The organism is Pandoraea capi (assembly GCF_902459735.1).
In the GTDB taxonomy this organism is placed as follows: domain Bacteria; phylum Pseudomonadota; class Gammaproteobacteria; order Burkholderiales; family Burkholderiaceae; genus Pandoraea; species Pandoraea capi.
The window spans coordinates 254148-275834 of record NZ_CABPRV010000001.1 but is presented as its reverse complement, the minus strand read 5'-3'; the positions used below and the strand labels follow the sequence as shown (position 1 = coordinate 275834).

Sequence of the window (21687 nt, the reverse complement as noted above, 5' to 3'; positions counted from 1 at the left end):
CAGGATCTTCGGCCTGCTTGATCCGCGTCAACGTTTGCGCAAGTGGGCATGGTTAGAGTGGACGCTTCAAATCGTCTTCAGCCGTTTTCAGCCGTCTTAAGCCGCTTCACACTTTCCGGACAGCCCATGCCAGACCCTGCGCCAACGTGCACCGCGCCATCTCCGTCACCTGCCTTTGCCTTCCCGCCGGTCTTCCATGCCCCGGTCACGCGAGAGGTCCACGCCCCGCAAGACCCTCGCGCAACGCATCGAAACTGGCTTGCCGACGCGGGACTCATGCGAAGCCTGCCGCCCGCCGCCTGGACCCTGTTCCGACTCGCCGAATACAAACGCGGTGGCACGGCAACGCACATGTGGCGTGTCGGCGCGCTCGCCTGGCGATTCGCGCAAGCGTTGGGCATGTCCGCTATCGAGTCGCAGGCCCTGGGGCTCGCCGCAGCGCTGCACGACACGGGCAAACTATGTATTCCGAATTCGATACTGGAGAAGCCAGGAAGGCTCACGCCGGACGAAATGCAGATGATGCGAATGCATCCGCAACTGGGCGCCGATATGTTGAGCGCCATCGGTGGCGCGGCATGTGAACTGGCTGCGACGGTCGCGCGCACGCATCACGAGCGTTATGACGGCGGCGGATATCCTTATGGGCTGTCCGGCAATCGCATTCCTCTGGCCGGACGCATCGTCGCACTGGTCGACGTCTTCGACGCGCTGGCGAGTCACCGCCCGTATCGTGCCGCGTTGAGTTCCGCGCAGATCGTCGGCGCCATGCTCGCCGAGCGCGGACGTCATTTCGACCCGTGGCTGCTGGATCGATTTCTCGAGCGTGCGCTGGGTGCCGCGCTGGAGATATCGAGTGGCGCTCGCTAGCGCCACTCGTAGCAGTGCGTCTGTGTGAGAGAGGTTGCGTGCGCTTAGCGCGGCAGACCGGAGATCTTCGAGCCGGGCTTGAGGTTCTTGCTCTTGAACCAGCCGAGATTCATCTCAAGTGCGTATCGCACTGCGGCACGGGGGCAGTGATTGTCTTCCGTTTGCGGCGCCATGTCTTCGATGTTCACGATCGTGCCGTCATCGGCGAGAAACGCGATGGACAACGGCAGATTGGTGTTTTTCATCCAGAAGCAGTGCCCGGCGCTTTGCTCGAACACGAAGAGCATGCCGGCGTTGGCGGGCATGCTCGTGCGATACATCAGCCCTTGTTCGCGATCGTGCTCGTTGGCAGCGACTTCGGCCTTGATGAGGTACATGCCGGCGGAGAGTTGGACGGTCGGGAATTCTCCCGGCTGTTTGATCTGTGCCGTAGCGCTGACCGGGGCGATCGCCATGACGGCGGCAACGCTGGTGAACGTGACGCTGGCAGCAAGCGCGGCCAGTTGACGTGAAATCCGGATCACGAATGACTCCTGGAGAAGATCGGGGGAACGTCAGGAATGCGGTCGAAATGACGCCGAAATGTGCTCAACACCATGAGGAGGGCAGTCCCGCGAGTCGCGGGTCATTGTAGCCGCCGGACGAAAAAAAAGCAGGTTGCATGCGCAACCTGCCTGTTACCGTCCGTTGCGCAGCCATGCTGCGCGACGCGGTACTTACTTGCTTGCGGCAGCCGGAGCTTCAGCAGCAGCGGCCTTCTTGGCCTTCTTGTGCGACGACTTCTTGTGGGTCGACTTCTTCTTTGCAGCCGGCTTGCTTGCAGCGGCCGGAGCAGCGGCGTCAGCGGCCGGAGCCGAAGCTTGGGCGAACACGCCCGTTGCGAACAGGCCAGCGACCAGGGCAGCGATCAGTTTTTTCATGAGATTCCTCGTTGAAGCTCGATGTTTGGGTGGTGTACTCGTTGACCCGAGAAGTGAGTCATCTCCTTTAACGTCCGTTCAGGACATCGGTTGACAACCCACTCGCGGAATTTTGCGACCGCAAGTATTACGGCTTGTTACCGACCGGCGGCTGGTTCATGGTCTTCTTGCCGGTCTTCTTGTGGTGATGCTTCTTGTGCTTGGTAGCCGTCTTCTTCGCCGGTGCGGCATGGCCAGCCGCCGGTGCCGCCGTAGCAGGCGCTGCTGCTGCAGGCGCTGCCGATGCGACAGGTGCCGTTGCCGGCGCCGATTGTTGGGCCATCGCGGCACCGGATACGATCAGGCCGGCGGTCAGTGCGAGCAGCAGTTTGTTCATGACTTGGTTTCCTCGTTTCAGTTAGCGGTGCATATATTGCGCACCTGTTCCCTCAACGAGGTGAGCGACGACTGCGTTGACCGGAAAGTGTAAGTATCTGTTGCGGTAGTTCGCCCCACTGTCCGGGCGCGAGGTTCAACGAAAAGACGTCGACCGGACCGATGGCGACGCGCACAAGGCGAAGTGTCGGTTTGCCGACGGCGGCCGTCATGCGTCTGACCTGACGATTCTTGCCTTCGACGAGTTTGATTTCGAGCCAGTGCGTCGGGATGCTCGCGCGATAGCGGATCGGGGGATGGCGGGGCCAGAGATGTTCCGGTTCGGGGATGCATCGGGCTTCGCACGGCAGCGTGACGAAGTCGCCGAGATCTAGTCCGCCACGCAGACGCGTGAGGGCCGCTTCGTCGTATTCACCTTCGACCTGCGCCCAATAGGTCTTGGGCAATTTGCGCTCCGGTTCGGCGATGCGTGCCTGAAGGCGTCCGTCATCGGTGAGCAGCAACAGTCCTTCGCTGTCGGCGTCGAGTCGTCCGGCCGGATAGACGTCCGGCAGGTCGATGCATTCTGCGAGCGTCGGGCGTGTCGGATGCGGCGAGAACTGGCAGATCGTACCGAAGGGTTTGTTCAGGGCGAGGAGTGTCATACGGGGTGAGGGAAACTATTCAGCGTCGACATGTTAATGCATAATCGGAAACGTCAGTCTTGTGTCTTATATAAGACTTGCGTTGTGTCATATCCATAGCCGGATGCTGTGACTACAATAGGCGACACCGTGCGCAGCGCCATCTGATTCCCCCATTGGAGCCCCATCATGTCGTATCAGCACATCAAGGTCCCGGCAGGCGAGAAGATTACCGTCAACAAGGATTTCTCCCTGAACGTGCCGGACAATCCGATCATCCCGTACATCGAAGGCGACGGCACCGGCGTGGACATTACGCCGGTGATGCTCAAGGTCGTCGATGCGGCCGTGGAAAAGGCCTATGGCGGTCAGCGCAAGATCCACTGGATGGAGATTTACGCCGGCGAGAAGTCGACGCGTATCTACGGTCCGGATGTATGGCTGCCCGACGAAACGCTTCAGGTCGTGAAGGACTACGTGGTGTCGATCAAGGGGCCGTTGACGACGCCGGTCGGTGGCGGCATCCGTTCGCTCAACGTGGCGTTGCGTCAGCAGCTCGATCTGTACGTGTGTCTGCGTCCGGTGCAGTACTTCAAGGGCGTGCCGTCGCCGGTGCGTCAGCCGGAGAAGATCGACATGGTGATCTTCCGCGAGAACTCCGAGGACATTTACGCCGGGATCGAGTGGGAAGCCGAATCGGCGGGGGCGAAGAAGTTGATCGCGTTCCTGCAAAACGAAATGGGCGTGAGCAAGATTCGTTTCCCCGACACGTCGGGCATCGGTGTGAAGCCGGTGTCGCGCGAAGGGACCGAGCGTCTGGTGCGCAAGGCGATCCAGTACGCGATCGACAACAACCGCGATTCGGTGACGCTCGTGCACAAGGGCAACATCATGAAGTTCACCGAGGGCGCATTCCGCGACTGGGGATACGAACTCGCGAAGAAGGAATTTGCCGCCACCGAGATCGACGGTGGTCCGTGGTGCAAGGTGAGGCATCCGAAGACGGGCAAGGACATCATCATCAAGGATTCGATCGCCGATGCCTTCTTGCAGCAGATCCTGTTGCGCCCGGCCGAGTACGACGTGATTGCGACGCTGAACCTCAATGGCGACTATGTTTCGGACGCGCTGGCGGCGCAGGTCGGTGGCATTGGGATTGCGCCAGGCGCTAACTTGTCGGACTCCGTAGCAATGTTCGAGGCGACTCACGGCACGGCGCCGAAGTATGCCGGCAAGGATTACGTGAACCCGGGGTCGGAGATTCTGTCGGCAGAGATGATGTTGCGTCATCTGGGATGGAAGGAGGCGGCGGATCTGATCATTGCGTCGATGGAGAAATCGATTCTCTCGAAGAAGGTGACGTACGACTTTGCGCGCCTGATGGAAGGCGCGACACAAGTGTCGTGCTCCGGCTTCGGCGACGTGATGATCGAAAACATGTAACGATGTGCGGGCCCGACGCACGAGACATTCGAGCGTTCTTCAAACCCCGGTATAGCGACGCTTGCCGGGGTTTTTCATGTGGACAGCGCGCTTGGTTAGGACCGCTTGCGCCGGCCATGCACGCGACTGGAGCGTTGTGCTTCCCACATTGCGCCGAGTGCATAACTGCCAGCGACACAAAGACTGATGCGGCTCGCATTCGCTAGCCCGTCGACAATGGTCGACGACGTCACGCACAGCAGCAAGAGCCATTGAGGAAAAAAGGCCACCCCGAACGCGAACTCATGGGACATCGCGAGTGGGCTGCGCATCTTGTCTCTGCGCGCTTGCCACGTTCGCCAGGCTGCGTAACCAAAGCCACTGATCACTGCGCCGCAATCCACCCAGTTGGCATCGAATTGAAGATATGGCCACATCCCGTGTCACCGTCGGCGAAAAATCCATATCGCGGCAACGACTGCCGTGATGACACCGACGATGTCCCGCGGGTCGTATGGCAGCCCCGTGCGGCCGACTACGACGCCAGTCAGGGTGGCGCCAATGAGGGCAAAGTTTGCAACGTGTCGAATTTTTTCACGGGTATCAGGTGTCAGGCGGATCATTGGAAGTCGAAATATTCATTGGACGTAGCGGGGGGCGTGAGAGAAATTGTATTTCGCCCCAATACGTCGGACGCAAGCGATTTGCCGCGTGTCGACTCGCAAATCCGAAAAATCCCGGGAGTAGGGGGCGCTAGCGGATCAGGATCTTTGTCGTGACGCGATGCTCACCAGTGTTCGGCGTATGACTGCCGAATTCGCGGGGGAAGCCGACTGTCCAGATCACCACGTCGGTGCCCGGCGTCGGCCCGGCCTGATACCAGACGATCATGCCGGAGAACTTCATCTCCTCGCAGCGCTGACCGACCGGCACGGTGTAGCTGATCCATTCCGGTATCACTTCCCCCAACGATGGCTTCGAATCGAGTTCGAACGTCGGGGTGCCGAGGTCGCGGCAAAGTACGCTGTGATTGGTCTGCTGCCAGATCGCAATTCTCTGGTTGACGGCCGCTTCGACCTCGATGGTCGGTGGCGGATAGGTGGGCGCTGCGCATACCGTGCCCACGCCAAGCACGCCGGCGGCGAACGCCGCCGCGCGCAACGCGTTTCCGGTGGTGTCCATGATGGATCTCCCACCCCCTGTGCAACCGACGCCAGGGCGTTCTCATCCCCACATGCGGCGTCGGCAAGACGCTTTCATTACAGTGCACCCGGCGGAACAACGCAAGGAGCAAAGTACGCGCGTCCGCATGCAAGTCCGGGCTGTCCTTGGGGCCCGTGATGCCCGTGATACGCAAGATCGCGCGGCGTGATCACCGAGATCGCGTCACGTTACTTGCCGTCGGCGCCGTCCCATCGCCAGTCGAAGCGTGCGGCGAGTCGCTGCTGTTCGAATGACTGCGCCACGTGATCGACGAACACGCGCGTACGCAGTGGCAGTTGCTTCTTGTTCGAGTAGTAGATGGACACGCCGCCGTACTCGTCGAACCAATCGGGTAGCAGTCGCAGAATGCGGCCTGCCGCGAGCATCGGCGCGGCATGCGGCATCGGTAGCAGCGCAACGCCGTAGCCGAGCGCGACGGCATGCGCCATCGCCTCGGGATCGTCGAAGATCATGCGGGTGCGCGCCTCGACATTCACCCGCTCGCCTTCGACATTGCGCAGATCCCACGCGCGCAGGCGCCCGGACATGCCCGAGCGACGCATGATGGCGTCCAATGCCGTCAGCGCCGAGGGGTGCTCAGGCATCTTGCGTCCCGCCATATAGGCCGATGAGGCGCACATCACGGCGTAGGTTGGCGCGAGCCGTCGCGCGATCACGCCTTGCGTAAGTTCGATGCCACCGCCGATGGCTGCGTCGAACCCTTCGCCCACGACGTCCACGCTGCGGTTGTCGAACCGCCAGTCGGGCACGATGTCCGGGTAACGCACGAGAAACTCACCGAGCATCGGTATGAGGTACTCACGCCCGAACGAGTGCGCGACGCTCACCTTGAGTGTCCCCGACGGCGCACTTTCGCGCTCCGACGCTCGCGAAAACGCATCCGTCAACGCCGCGAACGGGCCATCCACCTCGAGAAGGAAGCGCTCACCGCCCGCCGTCAGCGTAAGGCTGCGCGTGCTTCGGTGAAATAACCGCAAGCCGAGCTGCGTTTCGAGACGCGCCACGTTCTTGCTCACCGCCGCAGGCGTCATGCCCAGCCGCCGGGCGGCCGCTGAGAAGCTGCCGGCGCGCGCGCTCAGGACGAACGATTCGATCAGATGCAGGGCGTCCATCGCTTATCTATTCCGTTTGGTTGAAAGTGATGATCGACATTATGGTCTAGTTGCGACGTAATCGAACGCCGATACTGCATTCACTTCCTAACCCAGTGGAGCAACATCATGGCAACGAACTTTCAAGGCAAGGTGGCATTCGTGACGGGCGGCTCGCGCGGTATCGGCGCTGCCGTGGTGCAGCGACTCGCCGACGGCGGCGCGGCAGTCGCTTTCACGTATCACGGCTCGAAGGCCGCAGCGCAGGAACTGGCCGCACGTATTCAGTCGGCCGGGGGCCGCGCCATCGCGCTGCAAGCCGACGCCGCAGATGCCGCCGCACTGACCCGCGCGGTGAACGACGCCGCCCGTCAGCTCGGCAAGATCGACATTCTCGTGAACAACGCAGGGGTGCTGGCGCTGGCGTCGGTGGCGGATCTCCCGCTGGAAGACTTCGACCGCCTGCTGAGTGTCAACGTCCGTTCGGTATTCGTGGCCTCGCAGGCGGCGCTTGCCCATATGGGCGAAGGTGGCCGCATCATCAATATCGGTTCGTGCAACGCGGAACGCATGCCGTTTCCGGGCGGTTCGGCCTACGCCATGAGCAAGTCGGCGCTGGTCGGTCTCGTCAAGGGCATGGCCCGTGATCTCGGACCGCGCGGCATCACCGTGAACAACGTGCAGCCGGGGCCGACGAATACGGACATGAACCCGGCGCAGAGCGACTTCTCCGCTTCGTTGCACGACTTGATGGCGCTCAAGCGTCATGCGCGTCCCGAAGAAATTGCGGCGATGGTGGCTTACGTCGCCAGCGAGGAAGCGGCTTTCGTGACGGGCGCGAGCCTGACCATCGATGGCGGTTTCAACGCCTGATCGCGACCCCACGCCGCCCCCACGCCGATCTCGCGACAGCGCGGGGCGGCGTGGGAGCGCGTTGGGAGGCGTCGGATTTTCGACGTGCTCGACGTGTCACCGTAAGCGTAAGAAATGCAACGTCGGGACGCCCCGCGACCGGGGTGCGGCGAGGCGTCGCCATCCACGTCGATGCGCAGAAATCGCGCGATGCGCCGCGTCGTTGCTGGATGTGAACGACGGGACGGCGGAACCATGCCAACGTGGCAGCGCCCGAATAACGTGTTACCGGCGTAACGGCGCGTAAGCATACGCACCGGCGACCGTAAACTCGCGCGGGTAGTGGCGGCATAGACTGCGCGCATGAAGGTCGTTCACCTCTCCCATACGCCGGTCGCGGGCAGTCCGGGCAACATCGTCGCCGCGCTGAACCGGCACACCGACATTGCGGCGCGCCACGTCGTCTTCAACGCGACGGCTTACGCGTCACGCACGTTTGCCGTCGATCTCGACTGGCAACGCCAGCGAGAAGAAGCGCTCGATGTCGTTGCCGCAGCAGACGTCATTCACATCCATCAGATTTTTCCGATGGAAACCACGTTCGGCGCGGACTTCCCCAAGCGTTTCGGCAACAAGAAGCTGATCCGTCAGTTCCATTCCGCCCCGGAGCTTTGGTCTCGCGACGATGCCGCGATGCGCGAACGCATCGTGACCGATCCGCTACCGCAACTCGTGATCGCCCAGGGGCCTGAGCGCTTTTATCCGTTCGCACGTGTGGTGCCGAACATCGTGCCGCTCGACGATGCGCGCTACCGCCCCCATCCGGAATGCGTTGGTGAGACGGGCCTTCCGGTCGTCGTTTTCTCTCCGAGCGGACGATCGTCGGGATGGCGTAAGCGTTGGGAGACGAAAGGCGCGCCGCAGACATTGCGTCTGTTGCGTAAGCTCGAACGCCGGGGACTCTGCGAAGTGCGATTGATCACCGGCACGCCGCATGACGAGTGCCTGCGTCTGAAGCAGCGTGCGGCCATCGCCCTCGACGAATGCGTGACGGGTAACTACCACCTCTCCGGGCTCGAAGCGCTGTCGCAGGGCAAGCCGACGCTCGGCCATCTCGACAACCGGGTGCAGTCGCAGTTGCGGCGTCTCACCGGAGCGTGTGAGCTGCCGTGGGTCGACGTACCGCTGGAAGCCGCCGAAGGGCCACTCGTCGAGTTGCTCACGAACGCCTCGCTGCGTGCGGAAATCGGTGCGGCATCGCGTCGATGGATGGAGACGTACTATCACGACGCCGCCATGGTGCAGCACTACCGGCAGGCGTATCTCGATCTCTTCAATGCGCCCGAGCGCTTCGGCGAGCGGCGCATCGACGACGCAACGCAATGGCTGGCCGTCGCACTGCCGAACCTGCGATGGCGCGCACGTCGCAATGCCAACGCGTTCTGGCGTGACCTTTGGGAAACCTGGCACGGTCGCTAGACAGCGTACATCGTCACTCCGAGAACAACTCGAACAGCAGCGTTCGCATCCACTGACTCGCGGGTTCGCGGTGATAGCGCGCGTGCCAGAACAGATTGATCTGGACGTCCGGAATATCGATGGGATGATCGACGTAGCGCAAGCCGAAGTGCTGGGCGCTGCGCTGCGCGAACTTCTCCGTCACGGTCGCGATGAGGTCGGTCGTGTGGAGGATGTCGGCGAGCGCGACGAAATGCGGCACGCGCAGGCGGATGTTGCGCTGCACGTGCGCGCGTGCCATGAACTCGTCCACCTGCCCGTGACCGGTGCCCGCGGCCACCACCATCACCTGCTCCGACCGCTCGAAATCCTCGCGCGTCATTTGTCCCGCTGCGGCAGTCGTCGCCTTCGATCGAGGGGATTTGGCGGCACGATCGAGCGGATGTCCGGGGCGGAACATGCACACGTACTTCTGCCGGAACAGACGCCGCTGAAAAAATTCGGCTGTCAGGTCTGGCAGATGCCCCACGGCGAGATCCACCTGGCCCGCCGCCATTTCCTCGCGCAGATTCACGGCCGTATTGCGCACGGTGCTGATCGTGATGCCCGGCGCGCGCTCGCCCAGCGCATGCATCAACTTCGGCAGGAAGTGCACCTCGCCGATGTCCGTCATGGCGATCTGAAACGCCCGTCGGCTCGTGGCCGGATCGAATGCCAACTGACGGTTGAACACGCTGTGTAACGCGTCGAGCGCAGCCGCCACGGGTTCGGCCAGTTCGGTCGCCATCGGCGTCGGCAACATGCCCCGTGAGGTGCGGATAAACAGCTCGTCGTTGAACAGCTTGCGCAGGCGGGCCAGCGAGTTGCTGACGGCGGGTTGCGTAACGCCGAGCGCCTCCGCGACGCGGGAGACGCGTCTTGCGTTGTAGAGATGCTGGAAGACCACCAGCAGATTCAGATCGACAGCGTGCAGGTCCATGGAGCGTCCTTCGTCTTGCTTCAGTCACGTTCGCTCGTACGAGTAACATCACTGAAATTTATAGTCCATATAAACGAGATTCTATTGGTTTATATCGATCGTTGCGCGATGCTTCCTGCAAACGGCGTCAGAAGCCCTATGCGGTGCCCGAACGGCACCGACACAAAGAAGACATCACGGAGACGATCCCCATGCAAGTTCACGTGCAGCCGCTCGGCGAGCGCCTTGACGTCGCCTCGGGCGACAATCTGCTCAAAGTGCTCACCGACCGCCAGGTACCGGTGTCCTACAGTTGCCTGTCCGGACGCTGCGGGACGTGCCGGTGCCGTGTCGTCTCCGGGGATGTGCGCGAGGCGCCGGGCGTGGAGTACCGTCATCACGACGAAGCGAATGGCGGCATTGGCGGCATCGATGCCCAGGGCGTCGACGGTACGCGCTTCGTGCTCGCCTGCCAGTCGACGATCCACGGCGATTGCGAAATCGAGTTGCCGGAAGTGGACGAAGTCGTGGTACATCCCGCAAAGATTCTCAAGGCGACGGTGCTGGCCATCGAACCGCTGACGCACGACATCAAGCGCCTGATACTCAAACCGGCCAAGCCGCTCAGCTATTCGCCGGGGCAATACGCCACGCTGCAATTCACTCCTGCCCATATCCGTCCGTATTCGATGGCCGGCCTCGATGCCGACGACACGCTCGAATTCCATATTCGTCGCGTGCCGGGTGGCGCGGTCACGGGGTACGTCGACGAGCAACTCAAAGTCGGCGATGCCGTGCGCGTGTCGGGGCCGCTCGGCACCTCGTATCTGCGCACACGCCATGACGGGCCGATGCTCTGCGTGGCCGGTGGCACAGGGCTGGCGCCGGTACTGTCGATCGTGCGCGGCGCACTGGCGCGGGGGATGTCCAATCCCATGGAGATATACGTCGGCGCACGCTCCCCGGCGGACGTCTATGGCCTGACGTGGCTGCGTGAGCTCGCGTCGCGTCACGACGGGATTCGTCTGCATGTCGTGACGACGCTCGATGCACCCCACACCTTCGACGCGCTCGGACAGGACCTGCGTACCGTGCGTACCGGTCATGTCACCGAGGCGCTTGCCGCCGACTACGCCGCCGCTGATGCGTTGACCGGCTGGCGCGCCTACCTGTGCGGTGCACCGCCGATGGTCGATGCGGCCACGCGGCTATTGCGCGAGCGCGGTGTCGACGGCGCGCACATCTACGCCGACGCGTTCTACGCCAAAGCCGCATAACGCCAGCGCGGCGGTCGGCGTGAAGGGTCATGCCCGGCACTCGCGCCTTCATCCGCGCCATCCCCTGCACCCCCGCATTTCCTGCCATTCCGATTCCCCATCAGGAGACGATCGTGACGACAACACCGCAGACCGGATTCGATCCGGCGCCGTCCGCAGGCTTCGAGCCGTCGGACCTCTGGCCTACCGAAGGGTCGAGCCGCATTCCGTTTCGTGTCTACACGGACGAGCAACTGCACCGGCGCGAGCTGGAGCAGTGCTTCTACCGCAACCACTGGAACTACGTCGGGCTGGAGGCTGAAGTCCCGAACCCGGGCGACTTCAAGCGCACGGTGATCGGCGAGCGCTCCGTCATCGTGACGCGCGATGCGGGCGGCGTGATCAACGTGGTCGAGAACGTGTGCGCGCATCGCGGCATGAAGTTCTGCCGCGAGAAGCGCGGCAATCGCACGGACTTCCATTGCCCGTATCACCAGTGGAACTACGACCTCAAAGGTAACTTGCAGGGCGTGCCGTTCCGGCGCGGGGTGAAGCAGGACGGGAAGGTCAACGGCGGCATGCCGAAGGATTTCAAGCCCGAAGACCACGGTCTGACCCAACTGAAGGTCGCCACGCGCGGCGGGGTGATCTTTGCGTCGTTCGACCATGACGTCGAGTCGCTCGAAGCCTTTCTCGGACCGGACATCTGCACCTATTTCGACCGGCTTTTCGACGGCCGCAAGCTCAAGCTGCTCGGCTACAACAAGCAGCGGATTCCGGGCAACTGGAAGCTGATGCAGGAAAACATCAAGGACCCGTATCACCCGGGGCTGCTGCACACGTGGTTCGTCACGTTCGGGCTCTGGCGGGCGGACAACAAGTCACGGCTGGTGATGGACGCTCACGGGCGTCACGCGGCCATGGTGTCCACGCGGGGGCAGGGCGGTGGCGGGGAGGTGACGTCGGGCGTGTCGAGCTTCAAGGAATCGATGTCGCTCAACGACATGCGCTTTCTCGACATCGTGCAGGAAGACTGGTGGAAGGGGCCGACGGCGGTGCTCATGACGCTTTTCCCCAGCGTCATCCTCCAGCAGCAGGTCAACTCGGTGTCGACGCGTCATATCCAGCCACGCGGTCACAACGCCTTCGATTTCGTCTGGACGCACTTCGGCTTCGAGGACGACACCGAGGAAATGACCCAGCGCCGTCTGCGTCAGGCCAACCTGTTCGGGCCGGCGGGCTTCGTGTCGGCCGACGACGGCGAGGCCATCGAATGCTCGCAGGAGGGCTTTGCCCAAAAGCCGTGGCACCGGGTGCTGGCCGAACTGGGCGGCACGGGGGTGGAGAACACCGAGCACATGGTGACGGAAACGCTGATTCGCGGCATGTACGCCTACTGGCGCCGCGTGATGGGTGTCTGACGATGCCGCGTCACGTTCGAGGAGACGATTCGATGGTGGATTTCGCAACATTTCAGGCCGTGGTCGAACTCAATGCCGCCTACGCGGCGGCGCTCGACACGCAGGATTGGGACGCCTGGCCCGAGTTTTTCCTGGACGCTTGCGTCTATCGCATTCAACCGCGCGAGAACTTCGAGATGGGCCTGCCGCTGGCGACGCTGTCGTTCGAGAGCAAAGGCATGCTGCGCGACCGGATCTACGGGATTCGCGACACGCTGTTTCACGATCCGTACTACCAGCGTCACGTGATCGGGTTGCCGTCGATACGGGCGCTCGATGCCGACGCTGCGAACACGCTGCATGTCGAGGCGAACTACGCGGTGTTCCGGACGAAACCGGACCAGTTGACCGACATCCTGTCCGTCGGCCGCTATCTGGACGTCGTCAAACGAACGGACGACGGCTGGAAGTTCGCGTCGCGCCAATGCATTTTCGATAGCGAGATGATTCCCAACTCGCTCATCTACCCGATCTGAGACGAGGACATCATGAGCGGTAACTGGATTGAGGTGGCGTCGCGCGATGCCATTCCCGAAGACGACGTCATCGGCGTGATCGTCGGTGGGCGTGATATCGCCCTCTATGGCGTGGACGGTGAGGTCTTCGCGACCGACAACGTCTGTACGCACGGTAACGCCCGTCTGTGCGACGGGTTCCTGGAAGGCCACGAAATCGAATGCCCGCTGCATCAGGGCAAATTCGACGTGCGAACCGGCGCGGCCATGTGTGCGCCGCTGACCGAGGCAGTGAGGACCTATCCGATCCGTATCGAGGCGGAAAAGGTGTACGTCGACTTGGGCTGATCGGCTGGCGCGCCGCAGAAATCGCATTGCGATCGATGGGGGCGCCACTTTAGGGGATTTTTTCCAAACGGGCCGCCAAATGATGCGTCATCTGGCGGCCCGTCGCGTCTGTGCGGCAGGGGCGGGCGCTTTCGGTGGTGCGGCAGGCGAACCGTCGGGAAGGAAATGAACCGGTCGATTCGATAAATTCAACGATGAAACAGGTGATGCGCCGGATGAGCGGCACTTAAGCGACGTGCACGGCTTTCGAAATCGTTAAAGAGCTATTCCTTTCGGTGGCTTATCGCGTTGTATTTATGGTATTGGCCGACCGGCTGGCTGCGTAGGATTACTTAGCCAATTCAGGTAATTGCGTAATTGATTTCCGCAACCAGAGACTGCTAAGAGGTATTTTAATAACTGAGTGGAATGTTGCGATGAATATAGTTTTATAAGGTATTAAGCGCAGTTTAATACTGAAAAGATTCGCAGCCTGAGTGGAAAGTTGCGCTGCTTTTTGCATGCAAAAACGGATCCAAAAACAATGCGTCTTTTCACACGCATTGTTGCGACGCAACAAAAAACCCGGCCGAGGCCGGGTTCATAAAGCTACGAACTGCGCAGAATCAGCTCGGATTCTGGATGTTCGACGCCTGCTTGCCCTTCGGGCCCTGGACGACGTCGAACGTCACCTTCTGACCTTCCTTCAGGGTCTTGAAACCGTTCATCTGGATCGCCGAGAAGTGCGCGAACAGGTCTTCGCCACCCTCATCCGGCGTGATGAAACCAAAACCCTTGGCATCGTTAAACCATTTGACCGTACCGGTTGCCATACAAACTTCCCCTAAACAATTACGACTACTACATATCACCGCAACAACGAGCACATCTGAAAAACCCGCCGGCTGGCGGCGGCTTCCTAGGCTCACCCAGGCATCTTTTCTTTTAAATCACTTATAGAGGAAAAGTGCCACGTCGATTGTTTTCGCTAACTACCAATAGTGTCAAGCCCTTTTTGAACGATAGAACTTACGTTCGATCAGGTTTTACCCTTATATCTCGGAGGGTATAAGACGTGCGGAGACACGGCCTTGAAATTTGGGTTAAGCTGACTCATATGGGTGTGGCACCCCCGGTGGTCGGGGTTGCGGCGCCTTGCTGGACAACGCACGCGCTGATCGACGAGTGTTGGCACTCCGGTGGACAACCGGACGGCAGGCGGCAATAGGAGCTCCGATTGCTTCCTGCACCCGGGAGTTGTTTAGAATCCACGTATGGCAACCTTACCGACAACGCATGACGACACCGTACAGGAGCGGCAGGAGCAACAGCTCAAGCCGCCGTCCATGTACAAGGTGGTACTGTTGAACGACGATTTCACCCCGATGGAGTTCGTGGTGATGGTCATTCAGGAATATTTCAATAAGGACCGGGAATCTGCCACGCAGATCATGCTCAAGGTTCATCGCGAGGGCAGGGGAGTTTGTGGGGTCTTTACGCGCGACGTCGCGGCGACCAAAGTTGAGCAAGTTGTTAGCCATGCAAGGCAGTCCGGGCACCCGCTGCAGTGCGTGATGGAGGAAGCATGATTGCCCAGGAATTGGAAGTCAGCCTGCACATGGCGTTTATGGAAGCGCGCCAGGCACGACACGAATTCATCACGGTCGAGCACCTGTTGCTCGCCCTGTTGGATAACCCGACCGCAGCCGAAGTGTTGCGCGCCTGCGCGGCGAATCTGGACGATTTGCGCCAGAATCTGCGCAACTTCATCGCCGACAATACGCCGACGGTGCCGGGCAGCGACGAGGTTGACACGCAGCCCACGCTCGGTTTCCAGCGCGTGATTCAACGCGCCATCATGCACGTGCAATCCACTTCCAACGGTAAGAAGGAAGTGACGGGCGCGAACGTGCTGGTCGCCATCTTCGGCGAGAAGGACTCCCACGCCGTCTACTACCTGCAACAGCAGGGCGTGACGCGTCTGGACGTCGTCAACTTCATCTCCCACGGCATCACCAAGACCGGCGCGTCCGGCGAGTCGGCCAAGGCCGGCGAAGGTGGCGCGGAAGGGGAAGAAGGGGCGAACGCCAAGGAAAGCCCGCTGGCCCAGTACACCCAGAACCTCAACCAGATGGCGCGCGACGGCAAGATCGATCCGCTCATCGGACGCGAATCGGAAGTCGAGCGCGTGGTGCAGGTGCTGTGCCGCCGTCGTAAGAACAATCCGCTGCTCGTCGGCGAAGCCGGTGTGGGCAAGACGGCGATTGCCGAAGGCCTCGCCTGGCGCGTCACGCGCGGCGAAGTCCCCGAGATTCTGCAGGACGCCACCGTGTACTCGCTGGACATGGGCGCGCTGCTTGCCGGTACGAAGTATCGCGGCGACTTCGAGCAACGCCTGAAGGCGGTGCTCAAGGAACTCAAGGAGCGCAACAATGCGATCCTGTTCATCGACGAGATTCACACGCTGATCGGCGCGGGCGCCGCGTCGGGCGGTACGCTCGATGCCTCGAACCTGCTTAAGCCGGCATTGTCGTCAGGGCAGCTCAAGTGCATTGGCGCCACGACCTTTACCGAGTATCGCGGCATCTTCGAGAAGGACGCCGCCCTGTCGCGTCGTTTCCAGAAGATCGACGTGAACGAGCCGACCGTCGAGCAGACCGTGCAGATCCTGCGCGGCCTCAAGTCCCGATTCGAAGAGCACCACGGCGTGAAGTATTCGTCGAGCGCACTCTCGGCCGCCGCCGAACTGTCGGCGAAGTTCATTACCGATCGTCACCTGCCGGACAAGGCCATCGACGTGATCGATGAGGCCGGCGCCGCACAGCGCATCCTGCCGAAGTCGAAGCAGAAGAAGACCATCGGCAAGGGCGAAATCGAAGAGATCGTCTCGAAGATCGCCCGGATCCCGGCGCAAAGCGTGTCGGCAGACGACCGCGGCAAGTTGCAGACGCTCGACCGCGACCTCAAGAGCGTGGTGTTCGGACAGGATCCGGCCATCGACGCGCTGTCCGCCGCGATCAAGATGTCGCGTGCCGGGTTGGGCAAGACGGACAAGCCGATCGGCGCGTTCCTCTTCTCGGGCCCGACCGGCGTCGGCAAGACGGAAGTCGCCAAGCAGCTCGCGTTCACGCTGGGCATCGAGCTGATCCGTTTCGACATGTCGGAGTACATGGAGCGTCACGCAGTGAGCCGTCTGATTGGCGCGCCGCCGGGCTACGTGGGCTTCGATCAAGGAGGTCTGCTCACCGAGGCGATCACGAAGAAGCCGCATTGCGTGCTGTTGCTCGACGAAATCGAGAAGGCGCATCCGGATATCTTCAACGTGCTGCTTCAGGTGATGGACCATGGCACGCTGACGGACAACAACGGTCGCAAGGCGGATTTCCGCAACGTCATCATCATCATGACGACGAACGCGGGCGCCGAGACGATCAACCGGGCGAGCATCGGCTTCACGAACGAGCGTCAGGCCGGTGATGAAATGGCCGACATCAAGCGCATGTTCACGCCGGAGTTCCGTAACCGTCTGGATGCGATCATCAGCTTCAAGCCGCTCGACGAGCAGATCATCCTGCGCGTGGTCGACAAGTTCCTCATCCAGCTCGAAGATCAGCTGCATGAGAAGAAGGTCGAGGTGGTGTTCACCGACAAGCTGCGTGCGTATCTGTCGAAGAAGGGCTTCGATCCGCTCATGGGCGCGCGTCCGATGCAGCGTCTGATTCAGGACACGATCCGTCGTGCGCTGGCCGACGAACTGCTGTTCGGGCGTCTGACCAGCGGCGGTCGGGTGACCGTGGATCTCGACGAGCACGATCAGGTGCAACTGTCCTTCCCCGAGGACGGCAACACCAAGGCTCAGCCGGAAGCCGCCGAAGTCGAGTGATCGACGGTTCGCCTGCCATCGGGCAGACAAAAAAAGCGCCGCAATTGCGGCGCTTTTTTCATGGCGTTGCGGTGAGCTACGCGCTTAGTGCTTGCCCGTGCTGCCGAAGCCGCCGGCCCCACGATCGCTTTCAGGGAATTCGTCGACGAGGTTGAACTCGGCTTGCACGACCGGCACGATCACCAACTGTGCGAGACGCTCGAACGGGTTCAGCACGAACGGCTCGTTGCCACGATTCCACGTCGACACCATCAACTGGCCCTGATAGTCCGAGTCGATCAGGCCGACGAGATTGCCCAGCACGATGCCGTGCTTGTGACCGAGCCCCGAGCGCGGCAGGATCAGCGCGGCGTAGCCCGGATCGGCGAGATGCATGGCCAGACCCGTCGGCACGAGCACGGTCTGGCCCGGGGCGATGGTCATCGGCGCATCGAGGCAGGCGCGCAGGTCGAGCCCGGCGCTACCCGGCGTGGCGTAGGCGGGGAGTTGCGAGCGCAGGCGTTCGTCGAGAATCTTGACGTCGAGTTTCATGGCGTGATGGCGTTGAATTAGGGCAAAGGATCCGGTTGGCGTATGGCTGAGCCGAGGACGATCAGTCTTCGGCGCGTAGCGAAAATGCTTGCGCGAGTAACTCGTGAGACCGCAGACGGGCGCGATAGCTGCCGGCGACCGTCAGCACGATGATTTCGTCGGCTTCGAACTGCGCTTGCAGCTCCTGCACGCGTTCGGTCACGCGCTCCGGGGTGCCGATGATACTACGCGGCTTCTCCCGCGCGATCACGGACAGTTCCCGATCCCGATATTGCGGCCTGGCCTGCGCGCCTTGTTCGAGGCTGGGAATCGGTTCGTTCATGCCATACGCCATCTGCACGCGACGCAAGTCCACGCCCGCCTCCAGCGCTTCGGCCTCGGCGTCGGTATCAGCGCAAATGACGAACAGCGCCACGGCGCAGTAAGGCTTGTCCATCTGCCCCGGCGTGAAACGTTCGCGATAGGCCTGCGTGACCCGGTGCCCGTAGTGCGCATTGATGAAATGCGCGAAGCAATACCGCAGACCGAGTTGTGCCGCGAGCAGTCCGCCGAATTCGCTGGATCCCAGCACCCACAACTCGGGGCGCGTCGGCACTGCGGGTTGCAGCAGCACGCCGCGATACGGATGGTCGTCGGCCAGTGTGTCGCCGAACAGGCCCGCCAGCTCGGCGACCTGCTGAGGGAAGTGCTCGCCCGCATCGTACGGGCCTTTCGCGACGGCGCGCGCGGTGCGCATGTCGCCCCCGGGTGCGCGGCCGACGCCGAGGTCGATCCGATTCGGAAACAGCGCTTCGAGCATCAGAAATTGCTCGGCCAGCTTGAACGGACTGTAGTACGGCAGCATCACGCCGCCCGAGCCGACGCGCAGACGCTTCGTCACGCTCGCCAGCCGCGCGATCATGACCTCCGGCGCAGGGTTGGCGACGCCGCGCAGCCCGTGGTGCTCAGCGCACCAGTAGCGCGTGTAGCCGAGGTCGTCTGCTGCCTGTGCCAGTTCGACCGTGGCGGCGATGGCGTCTGCCACGCTATGGCCGTGAATGACGGGCGTCTGGTCGAGCACCGACAGCTTGATGCGCTGTCGGGCGTGATCGGTAGTGGGGTTCTTAGGTTGATCCATGGGTCTAGGCTCCATCGCCGATGACCGAACCCGGCGGTTCAGCGTCATCGACGTGCATCGTCGTACCGGTCAGTGACCGCTGTGGGCGGACGCATCCGCCGGCGGCGTGCCGGGGCCTGCATGCGGCAGGCGCGCAATCATCAGAATCGCAACGATGCCGCCGATGGCACCGCAAAGGAAAATCGAGGCATAGCCGAAGAAATTCGCGACCAGCCCGGCCATTGGCCCGATCAGGCCGAGCGCCAGATCGAAGAACGCCGAGTAGGCCGCGAGCGCCGCGCCGCGATTCTGTGGCGGCACCTGACGCAGCGCTTCCACGCCGAGCGCCGGGAACACCAGTGCGAAGCCGAGACCCGTGAGGCCCGCCCCCGCCAACGCCATGTGCGGATTGACGGCGCCCCACAGCAGAAACTGACCAATGGCGCTGAAGACGAGCGAGCTCATCGCGACGCGGCGTCCGCCGAAGCGGTCGACGGCATGCGACATCAGCACGCGCATCGCGATGAACGTGCCGCTATAGAGCGTGAGCGCGAATGCCGCACCCGACCACCCGTGGCTGGCATAGAACAGCGTAATGAAGGCGGCGATCACGGCGTAGCCGATGCTGCCCAGCGTCATTGCCAGGCCGGGGCGCCAGACCAGACCGACCACCTTGAAGAACGACAGCCGCGTGCCGCCCACGGGGACCGCCGCCGGCAGTCGCAGGGCAATGGCGAACGCGATGGCGGGCAGGCCGATGTTGACGAGTGAAACGATGGTGAAGCCCGCCGCTTGCAGCAGGTAGGCGCCGAACGGCGCGCCGACGGCCAGCGCGGTGTACATCGACACGCCTTGCCAGGAAATGGCCTTGCTGGCGTGCGCCGCACCGAGCAGGCCGATGCCCCACGACATGCCGCCCGTGAGCAGCAGGCTTTCGCCGAAGCCGAGGACGACACGTCCGGCGAGGAGCACGCCGAGCGCGAGCGAGGGGCTCGGCATGATCGACGCGACGAGATACAGGATGCCCGCGGCCGCGCAGCCGCACAGGCCGGTGAGCACCGCGTGACGCGGGCCACGGGTGTCGACGGTGCGTCCTGCGTAGGAGCGCAGCAGCAGGGTGACGACCGACTGAATGCCGATCGTCACGCCCACGACGAACGAGCCGAAGCCGAGCGTTTCATGAACGTACACCGGCAGCACGGGCAACGGCATGCCGATCGTCATGAAGCCGAAGAACATGATCGCAGCGAGCATGCTCAGTGTGCCGTAGACACTGACGTCTGGGCGCGCGGCGGAAGGAGGTTGTGTCATCTTGATTGTTATCGTGTGCGTTGGCCCGAAGGCCGGAATACCGGTGGCGGCAGGGGGCTGGCACCGGGTGTGCCTTGCCGCAGATCCCCGCCAGTCTGTCAGTGTCGCCGGACAACGACAATGACAGACGGACTGACGGTAGGGGTATTGGCGGTGGCGCAGGTCGCGCTGCACCGCATCCCGCTGTGCTTTGCTGCCACCCCTGGCTAACTAACGCTCGCTGCCAAGCGAGGCCAGGCGGCACTAAGCGGTGCTAAGCGGCGCAGGTGCCGCGTCGCCCCCGGCGCGACCGGCAAGCCTGCCGCCGAACTATCGTGTCGGCCGACGAGCCGGTAGCCGTGCGGCGATTTCGACGATCAGGCTGCGGGCGAGCGACTGCTTGTCGGCGCGCGGCAAGCGCTTCTGCCCCGTCTCGTCGAACAGAATGACTTCGTTGTCGTCCTGTCCGAACGTGGCCGGGCCGAGATTGCCCACGAGCAGCGGCACCTGTTTGCGCTGACGTTTTTGCGCGCCGTGCTTTTCGAGATCGCCCGATTCGGCGGCGAAGCCCACGCAGTACGGCGGAGTCGGCAACTGTGCCACCGCGGCGAGAATGTCGGGATTCTGGACGAATTCGAGCGTCGGCACGTCGGCGTCGCCCGTCTTCTTGATCTTGTCGCGGGCCACGTCGCGCACGCGCCAGTCCGCCACGGCGGCGACCGCGATGAAGATGTCGTTTTGCGCGACGTTGGCCATCACGGCGTCGTACATCTGCTGCGCGGTCTGCACGTTGCTGCGGATCACGCCGTAAGGCGTGGCGAGCGACGTCGGCCCAGCGACGAGGTGCACGTCGGCACCGGCTTGCGCGGCGGCGCGCGCAAGCGCAAAGCCCATCTTTCCGCTCGACAGGTTGGTCAGGCCGCGCACCGGATCGATCGGCTCGAAGGTCGGCCCGGCCGTGATCAGCACGCGGCGTCCCGCCAGACGCTTCGACTGGAAGAACCCGGCAATGGCTTCATAGAGGTCTTCCGGTTCGAGCATGCGACCGTCGCCGATCTCGCCGCAGGCCTGATCGCCGCTGCCCGGACCGAGGATCGTGACGCCGTCGCCACGCAGGGTGGCGGCGTTGCGTTGCGTGGCCGGATTGGCCCACATCTGACGGTTCATCGCCGGGGCGACCAGCAGCGGACAGTCGCGCGCCACGCACAGCGTGGAGAGGAGGTCGTCTGCCATGCCGTGGGCGAGCTTCGCGAGGAAGTCAGTGGAGGCGGGTGCGATGACGATGGCGTCGGCCTCGCGGGAGAGGTCGATGTGCGCCATGTTGTTGTCGATGCGGTTGTCCCACTGACTGGTGAAGACGGGACGCCCCGAGAGCGCCTGCATCGTGAGCGGGGTGATGAATTGCGTGGCGGCTTCGGTCATCACGACCTGCACCGTCGCCCCGGCCTTGATGAACAGCCGCGTGAGTTCCGCAGACTTGTAGCAGGCGATACCGCCTGTCAGGCCAAGAACGATGGTCTTGCCAGCGAGTTCACCGCGTTCCATAACAAATGCCTCCTCCAAAGTGCCGCGCGGCGCCTCCAGGGCGCCGCGACG

General features: G+C 62.6%; 22 protein-coding genes. 10 read left to right on the top strand and 12 right to left on the bottom strand.

Annotation, left to right across the window (positions count from 1 at the left end; all coding sequences use genetic code 11):
* Positions 1-276 precede the first annotated feature (276 nt).
* Entirely contained in the window at positions 277-870 is a 594-nt protein-coding gene (locus PCA20602_RS01175) for an HD-GYP domain-containing protein (protein ID WP_174980692.1), read from the top strand.
* A 44-nt stretch (positions 871-914) separates the two neighbouring features.
* Here PCA20602_RS01175 and PCA20602_RS01170 read toward each other — a convergent pair whose 3' ends face one another.
* The 4 genes from PCA20602_RS01170 to PCA20602_RS01155 form a co-directional block, all read right to left on the bottom strand.
* Complete coding sequence (locus PCA20602_RS01170; protein ID WP_425495628.1) at positions 915-1394, bottom strand: DUF192 domain-containing protein; 480 nt, start codon at positions 1392-1394, stop codon at positions 915-917.
* Positions 1395-1586: 192 nt separating this feature from the next.
* Positions 1587-1790 carry a hypothetical protein gene (locus tag PCA20602_RS01165; RefSeq protein WP_069341954.1) on the bottom strand — a complete coding sequence of 68 codons (204 nt, stop codon included), beginning with the start codon at positions 1788-1790 and terminating at the stop codon, positions 1587-1589.
* 127 nt (positions 1791-1917) lie between these two features.
* Complete coding sequence (locus PCA20602_RS01160; protein WP_150719621.1) at positions 1918-2166, bottom strand: hypothetical protein; 249 nt, start codon at positions 2164-2166, stop codon at positions 1918-1920.
* 52 nt (positions 2167-2218) lie between these two features.
* A complete protein-coding gene (locus PCA20602_RS01155; protein WP_150719620.1) occupies positions 2219-2809 on the bottom strand; it encodes a pseudouridine synthase in 591 nt (196 codons plus the stop codon).
* A 168-nt stretch (positions 2810-2977) separates the two neighbouring features.
* Here PCA20602_RS01155 and icd point away from each other — a divergent pair, with 168 nt between their 5' ends.
* A complete protein-coding gene (gene icd, locus PCA20602_RS01150) occupies positions 2978-4231 on the top strand; it encodes an NADP-dependent isocitrate dehydrogenase (protein ID WP_150719619.1) in 1254 nt (417 codons plus the stop codon).
* Positions 4232-4963: 732 nt separating this feature from the next.
* Here the strand turns inward: icd and PCA20602_RS01145 are convergent.
* Positions 4964-5392, bottom strand: a complete 429-nt coding sequence (locus PCA20602_RS01145) for a hypothetical protein (RefSeq protein WP_150719618.1) — start codon at positions 5390-5392, stop codon at positions 4964-4966.
* Positions 5393-5601: 209 nt separating this feature from the next.
* Positions 5602-6546, bottom strand: a complete 945-nt coding sequence (locus tag PCA20602_RS01140) for a LysR family transcriptional regulator (protein WP_150719617.1) — start codon at positions 6544-6546, stop codon at positions 5602-5604.
* Between the two features lie 108 nt (positions 6547-6654).
* Here PCA20602_RS01140 and PCA20602_RS01135 point away from each other — a divergent pair, with 108 nt between their 5' ends.
* Both PCA20602_RS01135 and PCA20602_RS01130 read left to right on the top strand, forming a co-directional pair.
* Positions 6655-7398 (top strand): SDR family oxidoreductase, encoded by a 744-nt coding sequence (locus PCA20602_RS01135; protein ID WP_150719616.1) that lies wholly within the window; start codon positions 6655-6657, stop codon positions 7396-7398.
* A gap of 342 nt (positions 7399-7740) precedes the next feature.
* Positions 7741-8856 (top strand): glycosyltransferase family protein, encoded by a 1116-nt coding sequence (locus tag PCA20602_RS01130; protein WP_150719615.1) that lies wholly within the window; start codon positions 7741-7743, stop codon positions 8854-8856.
* 13 nt (positions 8857-8869) lie between these two features.
* On the opposite strand, the gene PCA20602_RS01125 is transcribed toward PCA20602_RS01130, so the two are convergent.
* Positions 8870-9814: a LysR family transcriptional regulator gene (locus tag PCA20602_RS01125; RefSeq protein ID WP_150719614.1), complete on the bottom strand. Its 945-nt coding sequence runs from the start codon at positions 9812-9814 to the stop codon at positions 8870-8872.
* Between the two features lie 191 nt (positions 9815-10005).
* On the opposite strand from PCA20602_RS01125, the gene PCA20602_RS01120 reads away from it, so the two are divergent.
* The 4 genes from PCA20602_RS01120 (at position 10006) to PCA20602_RS01105 (ending at position 13312) form a co-directional block, all read left to right on the top strand.
* A complete protein-coding gene (locus PCA20602_RS01120) occupies positions 10006-11070 on the top strand; it encodes an FAD-binding oxidoreductase (RefSeq protein ID WP_150719613.1) in 1065 nt (354 codons plus the stop codon).
* A gap of 203 nt (positions 11071-11273) precedes the next feature.
* On the top strand, positions 11274-12470 hold the full coding sequence (locus tag PCA20602_RS01115) for an aromatic ring-hydroxylating dioxygenase subunit alpha (RefSeq protein ID WP_150719983.1): 1197 nt from the start codon (positions 11274-11276) through the stop codon (positions 12468-12470).
* Positions 12471-12502: 32 nt separating this feature from the next.
* Positions 12503-12985, top strand: a complete 483-nt coding sequence (locus PCA20602_RS01110) for an aromatic-ring-hydroxylating dioxygenase subunit beta (RefSeq protein WP_150719612.1) — start codon at positions 12503-12505, stop codon at positions 12983-12985.
* A gap of 12 nt (positions 12986-12997) precedes the next feature.
* A complete protein-coding gene (locus PCA20602_RS01105; RefSeq protein WP_150719611.1) occupies positions 12998-13312 on the top strand; it encodes a non-heme iron oxygenase ferredoxin subunit in 315 nt (104 codons plus the stop codon).
* 605 nt (positions 13313-13917) lie between these two features.
* Here the strand turns inward: PCA20602_RS01105 and PCA20602_RS01100 are convergent.
* Positions 13918-14124, bottom strand: a complete 207-nt coding sequence (locus tag PCA20602_RS01100; RefSeq protein WP_069341940.1) for a cold-shock protein — start codon at positions 14122-14124, stop codon at positions 13918-13920.
* Positions 14125-14565: 441 nt separating this feature from the next.
* Here PCA20602_RS01100 and clpS point away from each other — a divergent pair, with 441 nt between their 5' ends.
* Together clpS and clpA are read left to right on the top strand one after the other, a co-directional pair.
* Complete coding sequence (gene clpS, locus PCA20602_RS01095; protein WP_010807118.1) at positions 14566-14880, top strand: ATP-dependent Clp protease adapter ClpS; 315 nt, start codon at positions 14566-14568, stop codon at positions 14878-14880.
* The gene (gene clpA / locus PCA20602_RS01090; RefSeq protein ID WP_069341939.1) at positions 14877-17174 is read left to right on the top strand and encodes an ATP-dependent Clp protease ATP-binding subunit ClpA; all 2298 of its coding nucleotides are present in this window, start codon (positions 14877-14879) and stop codon (positions 17172-17174) included. Before clpS ends, clpA begins: the two co-directional genes overlap by 4 nt.
* 84 nt (positions 17175-17258) lie before the next feature.
* On the opposite strand, the gene dut is transcribed toward clpA, so the two are convergent.
* From dut to coaBC, 4 genes are all read right to left on the bottom strand, one after another.
* Complete coding sequence (gene dut / locus PCA20602_RS01085) at positions 17259-17705, bottom strand: dUTP diphosphatase (protein ID WP_150719610.1); 447 nt, start codon at positions 17703-17705, stop codon at positions 17259-17261.
* 61 nt (positions 17706-17766) lie between these two features.
* The gene (locus tag PCA20602_RS01080; RefSeq protein ID WP_150719609.1) at positions 17767-18822 is read right to left on the bottom strand and encodes an LLM class flavin-dependent oxidoreductase; all 1056 of its coding nucleotides are present in this window, start codon (positions 18820-18822) and stop codon (positions 17767-17769) included.
* A 69-nt stretch (positions 18823-18891) separates the two neighbouring features.
* Positions 18892-20112, bottom strand: coding sequence for an MFS transporter (locus PCA20602_RS01075; protein ID WP_150719608.1), 1221 nt, complete (start codon positions 20110-20112; stop codon positions 18892-18894).
* A gap of 309 nt (positions 20113-20421) precedes the next feature.
* Positions 20422-21636, bottom strand: coding sequence for a bifunctional phosphopantothenoylcysteine decarboxylase/phosphopantothenate--cysteine ligase CoaBC (coaBC, locus tag PCA20602_RS01070; protein WP_150719607.1), 1215 nt, complete (start codon positions 21634-21636; stop codon positions 20422-20424).
* Positions 21637-21687: the final 51 nt, after the last annotated feature.